A 9,127-nucleotide genomic window follows, 5' to 3' on the forward strand; every position below is an offset into this window, starting at 1 on the left:
GAGGATAAATGCCAACAATTCATCTTGTTGATGACGATCTGGCTGTTACTGATGCTTGTCAGTTTCTATTAGAGAGTTTGGGTCACTCGGCTCATGTGTGGAATGATAGTGAGTTCTTTATTAACAATATCAATCTATATCAGCCTGGTGTCGTACTATTAGATATGAGAATGCCTAAACCTGATGGCAGACAAGTACACCAATACCTTATTGATAAACACAGTACACTTTCAGTGATTTTCCTTACCGGACATGGTGATATTCCGATGGCGGTAGAAGAAATAAAAAAAGGGGCTATCGATTTCTTACAAAAACCAGTCGATAGCAGTGCTCTACTTTTAGCGCTTGATGCTGCGTTTAATGATACAAAATCACGTTTTATGGCGCATGATATTCGTCGTCGTTATGCATCATTAACCCCGAGAGAAAAAGATATTGCTCACTACGTTATTCAGGGCTTAATGAATAGAGAAATTGCAGAAGTGGCTTGTGTTTCTATACGAACGGTAGAAGTGCATCGCGCGAAAGTGATGGAAAAAATGTCGGCGAAAAATATTGCTGAATTAGTGACTGCACTACAAGGTATTGATATTGTCGCACCTAATTGATAGCAAAATTTCTGATTTTTGCGAAAAAGTGTCACAATACAGAATATTCATTGGAAAATAGTAAATAGATAGGCTCATGATAAAGTCCCCCCCATTTAAAGCATCATTTTTACAGCCAAAATATTGGCTGACTTGGTTTGGGATTGGCGTACTCTACCTTCTGGTTTTGTTACCCTATCCTGTAATTTATTGGTTAGGCACCCGACTAGGTCGTTTATCTAAAGTTTTTTTAAAAAAACGCGTACAAATCGCAGAACGTAATATTGAGCTTTGTTTCCCAAAAATGCCCAAAAATGAGCGAGAGGCGCTGTTAAATAAAAACTTTGAGTCTGTAGGCATGGGTTTATTTGAAACGGGAATGGCTTGGTTTTGGCCCGACTGGCGTGTTAAACGCTGGTTTAAAGTCAGTGGTGTAGAGAATATTTACAACATTAAAGAAACAGGGCAAGGGATCCTACTTATTGGTATCCATTTCCTTACACTTGAACTTGGTGCTCGCATTTTTGGCATATTTAATCCCGGTGTTGGTGTTTATCGCCCTAACGACAACGCAGTAATGGATTGGCTGCAAACCTGGGGGCGAATTCGCTCCAATAAATACATGATTGATAGAAAAGATATCAAAGGTATGCTGCGCGGTTTAAAAGCGGGTGAAATCATCTGGTATGCGCCGGATCATGACTACGGTCCTCGTAAAAGTGTTTTTGTCCCATTATTTGCAGTGGAAAAAGCGGCAACAATTACGGGAACCTATATTTTAGCGCGAGTCAGTAATCCGGCAATTGTCCCTTTTACCCCTAAACGTTTACCTGAAGGTAAAGGTTATGAACTTATCATTTCACCTGCGATTGCTGATTTTCCTCTTGATAGCGAAGAAAACAGTGCTATAGCAATGAATAAAGTGATTGAACAAGAAATTTTACGGGCACCTGACCAATATATGTGGCTGCATCGTCGCTTTAAAACACGCCCTGAGGGCGAACCTTCTTTATATAATGAGATAAAGAAAGTACACTGATAGACAAAGTGGCTGTTTTTAATAAAAAAAGCAGCCACTTAAAAATATAACCATTCTCAAATATAACAATAATAAAAATACTAACTGCACAAGCTGTAAACTCCTGCAAAAATAAATTATAAGAACAAGACCTATCGTTCTTATTCTGTATCATGGCTATATTCTTATTAAGAAGAAAATAGAAAAATAACAGCAAATACGATGTAATTGCTGTTATTTTTAGCTTATTTTCAGCGTTTACTCTTCATTTTCTTGACCAAAGGAGTGACATGAATCTAAAACCTCGAAATAACTCTTGGAAACGCAATCTTTATGTTGTCTGGTTCGGTTGTTTTCTAACTGGTGCCGGTTTTAGTTTAATCATGCCTTTTTTACCTCTTTATGTAGAAGAGCTAGGAATTACAGATCATGAAGAATTAAACCTTTGGACAGGTGTTGCTTTTAGTATTACGTTTCTATTCTCTGCTATTGCAGCCCCTTTTTGGGGAAAACTATCCGATAGAAAAGGCAGAAAGTTAATGCTACTACGCTCTGCTCTTGGCATGGCGATAGTTATGGTATTGACGGGTTTTGCCCAAAATATATGGCATTTACTTATTTTACGAGCTTTGCTTGGAGTATTAGGTGGCTTTGTTCCTAATGCTAATGCGTTAATTGCGACACAAGTTCCCGTTAAAAAAAGTGGTTGGGCATTAGGAACTCTCTCAACGGGTGCTGTTAGTGGTGCATTAATCGGTCCATTAATTGGAGGAATGCTTGCAGACCTCTACGGTTTACGCCCTGTCTTCTTTATCACTTCAGCCGTTTTATTTATCTGCTTTTTAGTGACACTTTTTTTTGTCAGTGAAAATTTCACGCCTGTTTCTAAAAAAGATGCATTATCTACACAACAAGTTTTCTCATCACTTAAAAATAAAAGACTCGTTATCTGTTTATTTTTCACCACAATGATTATTCAAGTCGCCACTGGTTCTGTTACACCTATTTTAACTCTTTATATACGTGATCTTAGTGGTTCAGTTGCAAATCTTGCTTTTATTAGTGGTGTTGTCGCCTCAGTTCCCGGTATCGCCGCGTTAATTAGTGCCCCTAGATTTGGTAAATTAGGCGACAGAATTGGTCCTGATAAAGTGCTTATTTTTACCTTAGGGCTCTCTATTTTCATGCTAATTCCGATGGCATTAGTACAAAATTATTGGGAGTTAGGCGCATTAAGATTCTTATTAGGCGCAGTCAATGCCGCGATGTTACCCGCGGTACAAACGCTTATTTTGTATAACATAACACCTGCTATTGCGGGTCGAGTTTTCAGTTATAACCAAGCATTAAGGGATATAGGAAATGTTACTGGACCGTTAATGGGCGCATTTGTGGCAGCAAGCTATGGTTTTAGAGCTGTTTTTTATTTCACCGCTGCGGTTGTATTTTTTAATCTTATTTATTCATGGGTGAGCTTTAGAAAGCCTTCAAACAAGTAGTCAAAAAAACCATAGATAAGGCAAGTTAATAGTTTTTTTTCTACAAAAAATTACACTTTTGCTTTTAAAGCCCTAATTGTTATTTTTTTTCTTATTGATTTTGTAAATTACTGTTTATTAAGAAAATTCTTAACCGCAATTTATTACCCCCCCTAAAATTTTCTTGTCCTTTTTTTTCAAAAAATAGCAAGGTTAACTATTGCAAAATGAGATTTTTATCGACTTTTGCACCAAAAAATGGTTTATAAAGTATTAAATATGCTTTTAATCACTGACGTGAGCTAAAAGTATGTTAAAAATATATTAATTAAATGCAGTAGCAATTGATAACAGAATGAAATCGTTTTGTTTTGCCACCTGCTGTTATTTTGTTCTTTTTACTTGCAAACAACCTGTAGAGGTTTTTTTTGGGATTTTAAGATGCAATCTACTCACTCAAAATCAAGCCGAACTTTCTTTGGCCATCCTTATCCACTGAGCTCCCTCTTCTTCACCGAAATGTGGGAACGTTTTTCATTCTACGGTATTCGCCCATTACTCATCTTATTTATGGCTGCAACCGTTTATGATGGCGGTATGAATATCCCTCGAGAGCAGGCTTCTGCTATTGTCGGGATTTTCGCAGGTGGTGTTTACTTAACATCACTACCTGGTGGTTGGTTGGCTGATAACTGGTTAGGACAGCGGCTAGCTGTTTGGTACGGCTCCATTTTTATTGCCTTAGGCCATCTTTCTATCGCGCTTTCTGCGTTTTGGTCACAAGACCTGTTCTTTATCGGTTTATTACTTATCGTATTAGGAACAGGATTATTTAAAACTTGTGTCACCGTAATGGTCGGAACCCTATATAAAAGAGATGATACACGCCGTGATGGTGGTTTTTCTCTATTCTATATGGGAATTAACATGGGCTCCTTTATTGCACCGCTTATCACTGGCTGGTTAGTTCGTGATTATGGCTGGCATTGGGGCTTTGGTATTGGTGGTATTGGTATGCTTGTCGCATTACTGATTTTCCGCTTCTACGCAGTACCAACAATGCGTCGTTTTGATAGTGAAGTAGGACTCGATTCAAGCTGGGATCGCCCTACTGTTATCCGTCGTAATGTTGCTCAATGGGTAATGGCATTATCCGTCGTACTTATCGCTATTGTGGCATTGATCATTTCAGGCGTTATTGCGTTTAATCCGGTATTAGTCGCAAACTTTATGGTTTATGTCATTTCAGGCAGTGTGATTGCTTATTTTATCTATTTATTCCTATTTGCTGGATTAAGTAGTAGTGATCGTTCACGTCTATTTGTCTGTTTCTTATTATTGGTTTCAGCAGCACTTTTCTGGTCTGCATTTGAGCAAAAACCAACCTCATTTAACTTATTTGCTAATGACTACACAGATCTAAACTTTATGGGATTTGAGATCCCAGCGGTGTGGTTCCAGTCTGTCAATGCGCTTTTTATTATCATACTCGCCCCTATATTTAGTTGGTTATGGCCAATGCTAGCGCGTAAGAATATGAATTTAAGCAGCATGACTAAGTTTGTGATTGGTATTTTATTTGCAGCTGGCGGTTTTACCGTCATGATGTATGCCTCTGAAAGTGTTATTGCTACAGGTGATGGTGTTTCACCACTCTGGTTAATTTCGAGTATCTTTTTACTGACATTGGGCGAGTTATGCTTAAGCCCTATCGGTCTTGCTACCATGACTATTTTAGCACCCGCGAAGATGCGTGGTCAGGTCATGGGGCTATGGTTCTGTGCAAGCGCACTTGGAAACTTAGCCGCAGGTCTGATGGGGGGGAATATTCGCCCAGATAAACTCGATGTTATGCCAGACTTTTTCTCTCACGTTTCCATCGCACTGGTAATTTGCGCAGTTGCTCTGGCTGCATTAATTATTCCTGTTCGTAAACTTTTACAAAGTGCGGATGATAAAGAGAAAGCAAAAGCGTAATTAACTCTCGACTTAAAGCCATGCCTAACAGTAAGGCATGGCTTTTTTGTTGCTATTGCAGCGATTGTATAAAACACTTAATCTCATTACCTTATTATTTATTGTTTATAACTAAGGTAATTTTATGGCTGTTCTTCCCATCTATTATGTAAATGCCTTCTCTTCAACGCCTTTTTCAGGAAATCCAGCCGCGGTTATTTTGTTAGATAAATGGCTCCCTGATACCACTCTATTAACCTTAGCCAATGAAATTAATCTACCAGAAACCGCTTTTTTAGTTGGTAACCATATTCGTTGGTTTACACCTAAAGTTGAAGTGCCATTATGCGGTCATGCAACACTTGCAACCGCTTTTGTGTTAAAGACAATCAAAAAAATGCCAGAAACGCTGTTTACATTTGACTCGCTGTCTGGTGAACTCGCGGTATCCTGCCACTCATCAAGCTTTACATTAGATTTTCCACAAGTACCCGCAACCATAGATGAAGAGATAAAAGCACAACTTGAAGCTGACTTAGCAATTAAAATAGATGAAGTTTGGGTATCTCATGATCGATACACCTGTTTAGTTTCCACGCCTGAAACCGTTATTAACTATCAGCCTAATTTCGGCAAAATAAGCCAGCTACCTTTGCCAGGTATAATATTAACGGCTAAAGGTCATGCCCCTTTTGATTTTGTTTCACGTTTTTTTGCCCCAAAAAAAGGTGTTAATGAAGATCCTGTTACAGGCACATCTCATTGTGTATTGGCACCAATCTGGGGAGAAAAACTCAATAAGACACAATTAAATGCCAGACAAGTATCAAAACGAGGGGGAAATATACTTTGTGAGCTTAAGAATAAGCGCATCTTACTCACTGGAGAAGCAACGCTCTTTTTACAAGGCAGTATTACTTTTTAATTACAGACGCCATTATCATCTATCCATCTTACTTTGCTTTCATTTTTCTCTATTTTATACTGTGGGGATATTATTCCCTACTGTATCGAAAAATAAGGTTTTATTGTTATGTCCATTGCTGATTTATCACCTGAATTACAAAATAAAATCACAAATTCAGTAACACGCGTATCTAAAGTTATTTTCCCTACCACAACCAATCATCACTCTACTCTTTTTGGTGGTACTGCATTAGCCTGGATGGATGAGGTCTCTTTTATCACCGCAACACGTTTTAGTCGTAAGCGTTTAGTCACGGTATCCACCGAAAAAATCAACTTTAATCACCCAATTCCTTCAGGCACTATTATTGAGCTTGTGGGTGAAGTTATTCGTGTTGGTAGAACAAGCTTAACCGTTAATGTTTCTATATTTCTTGAAGATATGTACGCAGAAGGACGAGAAGAAGTTATCCATGGACAGTTTAATTTTGTTGCGGTAGATAACAATGGTAAGCCGACACCATTATTCGATAAGTAGTATCTAATAAAGATAACAAATTCTTTTTTAAACTAAATCATCGATAAAAAACGTGATTTTATATTAACCGGATACATATTTACGTAATAATACTAAATTACAGTAAAAAAACACCGTGAGCATTTTTCAATCAAAAAAAAATAACCAATAAAATCAATAATTAAATTGATTATTAACATGTAAGACAAGAGTTATCCACAGTTAATGTGGATAACTCGCTGTTGAGAACCGTCATAACACACAGATTTTTGTCACTGCAAATTCAATCTGACAAACCGTTAATTTCATACCCGTAGTAGCACTTTCTGCAATAATAATATCAATATCTTGCGAGTATTTTCGACAGATATCCAATGCTAATTCAATAGAAGGCTCCGTTAATAATATTGCACTTATTTTCTCAAGCTCTGGGGAAAAATAACTTACTGACTCAATATGCAAAGTGGGCTGATTTTTATCTTGAGCTATTTCTAGCGCTTTATCTGCTGCTGCTTTATTTACTCTCACTTGCTTGGTTAAATCACCACCACCAGAATGGAGATAAATCATTATATTTTCCAATATAAACAAAGGTTGTAATACTTATTATCCTAATCTTAAGGCGAAAAGCCAATCTATCAGATAAAAAGGTACAACCTTACTTTGCAATAAATCTTATTTAGTTTTGCTACCAGCCATAAGAAACACCGCCCCCCACAACAGCTCTATCTTCCGTATTCCATGACGCTGAAACACGGATCAACGTACTGTTGTTTATCTGATATTGGGCACCCGTCGCAAATGCATTCGCATCACGATAATTACCGACACCAACACCAAGACTAAACGTATGGTTAGTGACATAGGGAATATTTGCCATAGCAGCAACAGATGCAATACCAGCACTCGCTCTCTTATCTGCTTTGTCTATTTTATGATCCATTGCTTGTAAAGAAGCATCGTTATCAATAAAAATATTCTTGATCTGATTATTGGTATACTCATTAGCAATAAAAATAGATTCATTCTTAGATTTTTCGATATGTTCTTTTAAAGATCCCTCTCTCTCTCTAATAATAGTATTCGTCTCTATGATAAATTCATTACCTTTTTGAGTAATATATTTCTCATTTTCTCTTACTATTTTTTCATTATTTTTTCCTAAAATATCTTGGATGCCTGTTGTAATTTTACCAATTTCAACATCAGTATAATTATTTGCATCTCTTTGCGTTTTTTTAACTCGGCTATCAGTAAATGCTTCTACTTCTTTTTTTGCGTTATTAACATGTTCAACAACATTATCGTTATGTTCATTCACTTTAAAATCTGTATATTCTTTACCATTCCCCTCAATTTCAACTAATTTATTATTGGTATATTCTTTAATTGTTTTTTCAGATTCAACAACTCTATTCTCAGTATATACTTCTATACCTTTTTTTATCTCATCACTTTTTTTATCTGTATAATTTTCCACATCCTTTTTCATTTCTGTCATTTTACTATCATTATAAATATAAAACTCATTCTTAGCTTCATTAATATAATTAACAGCTTCTGCTTGATGACCTTTAATTTTCGTATCAGTATACCGATTAGCACTGTTTTCTGCGTTTCTTTCTGCCTTATTTGCTAAATCTGCTGCTTTACTCTCACTCTTTGATAAAACTAATTCGCTTGCTTTATCAATATCAGATTTAATCTTTTTATTATTCTCAGTAATTTGATTATTTGTCTCTGTTAATATTTTAGTTTTCTCTTCATCTATTTTACTGTAAATAGTTTTATTGTTTTCAGTAATATGCTTATCTGCTTCTTTTAATACGCTATCTTTTGTCTCTTTTAATTGTGAAACATTCACCGCATCTGTATCAGCGGTTCCTGCGGCAACATAAATTATCTGCCTTGTATTACTATCACTTCCTATAGATAGCGTATTGTTACGGTTATTCTTACTTTTATCTCCTAATATAATAGCGTCACTTGCGGCACCTGAGGTCTGACCACCTAAAATAACGGTATTATTTGCCGTATCTGCTAAAAAACTTCCACTGCCTAAAATCACACCATTTTCAGCATTATTTCTTGCTTTTTTACCTATACTAATAGACCCCGAATTATCACCATAGGCTTTATCACCAATAGAGATAGAATCATCTCCAATAGCCACCGCTCCACTGCCTATTGATAATGAGTTATCGCCAATGGTAGTACTACTTATGTCCAATCGTTGTCGCACCTTTCCCTTCTGCTCCTGCACTAGCCCCTATAGCCGTTGATTGGTCAGAATACGCCCATGTATTATATCCTACGGCAGTAGACTCATTACCATCAGCTTTACTTTCAGGTCCTAAACTAGTGGTATTTAGCGCATATGAAAGTGATGTTGAAAACAATGAAATTAATAATACATTTGCTTTAAAAAAATAATTTTATTCATATTCACACAACTCTCCATAAATAATTAACTCGTATAGAGAGTAATACATGTTTTTATTTTTATACATTATATATTATATATTATATATTATATATTATATATTATATATTATATATTTTATATTTTATATTTTATATTTTATATTTTATATTTTATATTTTATATTTTATATTTTATATTTTATATTTTATATTTTATATTTTATATTTTATATTTTATATT

The 9,127-nt window shown here is 35.9% G+C and carries 9 protein-coding genes; 6 read left to right on the top strand and 3 right to left on the bottom strand.

The window, feature by feature from the left end; all coding sequences use genetic code 11:
- The first annotated feature begins 8 nt into the window (after nt 1-8).
- The 6 genes from ttrR to ABN099_RS03070 all read left to right on the top strand — a co-directional run bounded on the left by ttrR (nt 9) and on the right by ABN099_RS03070 (nt 6,483).
- Nucleotides 9-608: a tetrathionate respiration response regulator TtrR gene (gene ttrR / locus ABN099_RS03045; RefSeq protein ID WP_349462213.1), complete on the top strand. Its 600-nt coding sequence runs from the start codon at nt 9-11 to the stop codon at nt 606-608.
- Nucleotides 609-684: 76 nt separating this feature from the next.
- A complete protein-coding gene (locus tag ABN099_RS03050) occupies nt 685-1,626 on the top strand; it encodes a Kdo(2)-lipid IV(A) acyltransferase (protein ID WP_349462214.1) in 942 nt (313 codons plus the stop codon).
- Nucleotides 1,627-1,895: 269 nt separating this feature from the next.
- The gene (mdtG, locus tag ABN099_RS03055; RefSeq protein WP_349462215.1) at nt 1,896-3,104 is read left to right on the top strand and encodes a multidrug efflux MFS transporter MdtG; all 1,209 of its coding nucleotides are present in this window, start codon (nt 1,896-1,898) and stop codon (nt 3,102-3,104) included.
- A gap of 420 nt (nt 3,105-3,524) precedes the next feature.
- The gene (locus ABN099_RS03060) at nt 3,525-5,060 is read left to right on the top strand and encodes a peptide MFS transporter (RefSeq protein WP_349462216.1); all 1,536 of its coding nucleotides are present in this window, start codon (nt 3,525-3,527) and stop codon (nt 5,058-5,060) included.
- Between the two features lie 124 nt (nt 5,061-5,184).
- Complete coding sequence (locus ABN099_RS03065; protein ID WP_349462217.1) at nt 5,185-5,964, top strand: PhzF family phenazine biosynthesis protein; 780 nt, start codon at nt 5,185-5,187, stop codon at nt 5,962-5,964.
- Nucleotides 5,965-6,072: 108 nt separating this feature from the next.
- Nucleotides 6,073-6,483 carry an acyl-CoA thioesterase gene (locus ABN099_RS03070; RefSeq protein WP_349462218.1) on the top strand — a complete coding sequence of 137 codons (411 nt, stop codon included), beginning with the start codon at nt 6,073-6,075 and terminating at the stop codon, nt 6,481-6,483.
- Between the two features lie 231 nt (nt 6,484-6,714).
- Here the strand turns inward: ABN099_RS03070 and ABN099_RS03075 are convergent, their stop codons facing one another.
- The 3 genes from ABN099_RS03075 to ABN099_RS03085 all read right to left on the bottom strand — a co-directional run bounded on the left by ABN099_RS03075 (nt 6,715) and on the right by ABN099_RS03085 (nt 8,861).
- Nucleotides 6,715-7,032, bottom strand: a complete 318-nt coding sequence (locus ABN099_RS03075; protein ID WP_349462219.1) for a hypothetical protein — start codon at nt 7,030-7,032, stop codon at nt 6,715-6,717.
- A 118-nt stretch (nt 7,033-7,150) separates the two neighbouring features.
- Complete coding sequence (locus ABN099_RS03080; protein ID WP_349462220.1) at nt 7,151-8,704, bottom strand: YadA C-terminal domain-containing protein; 1,554 nt, start codon at nt 8,702-8,704, stop codon at nt 7,151-7,153.
- Nucleotides 8,679-8,861, bottom strand: a complete 183-nt coding sequence (locus tag ABN099_RS03085; RefSeq protein WP_349462221.1) for a hypothetical protein — start codon at nt 8,859-8,861, stop codon at nt 8,679-8,681. The genes ABN099_RS03080 and ABN099_RS03085 overlap by 26 nt, the downstream gene beginning before the upstream one ends.
- Between the last annotated feature and the right edge of the window lie 266 nt (nt 8,862-9,127).

Source organism: Proteus hauseri (genome assembly GCF_040139125.1).
Taxonomy (GTDB): Bacteria; Pseudomonadota; Gammaproteobacteria; order Enterobacterales; family Enterobacteriaceae; genus Proteus; species Proteus hauseri_B.

Bases quoted from the DNA above. Each gene is read 5' to 3' on its own strand.
- mdtG (WP_349462215.1), top strand. From the start codon at position 1,896: ATGAATCTAAAACCTCGAAATAACTCTTGGAAACGCAATCTTTATGTT.
- ABN099_RS03070 (WP_349462218.1), top strand. From the start codon at position 6,073: ATGTCCATTGCTGATTTATCACCTGAATTACAAAATAAAATCACAAAT.
- ttrR (WP_349462213.1), top strand. From the start codon at position 9: ATGCCAACAATTCATCTTGTTGATGACGATCTGGCTGTTACTGATGCT.
- ABN099_RS03060 (WP_349462216.1), top strand. From the start codon at position 3,525: ATGCAATCTACTCACTCAAAATCAAGCCGAACTTTCTTTGGCCATCCT.
- ABN099_RS03075 (WP_349462219.1), bottom strand. From the start codon at position 7,032: ATGATTTATCTCCATTCTGGTGGTGGTGATTTAACCAAGCAAGTGAGA.
- ABN099_RS03050 (WP_349462214.1), top strand. From the start codon at position 685: ATGATAAAGTCCCCCCCATTTAAAGCATCATTTTTACAGCCAAAATAT.
- ABN099_RS03065 (WP_349462217.1), top strand. From the start codon at position 5,185: ATGGCTGTTCTTCCCATCTATTATGTAAATGCCTTCTCTTCAACGCCT.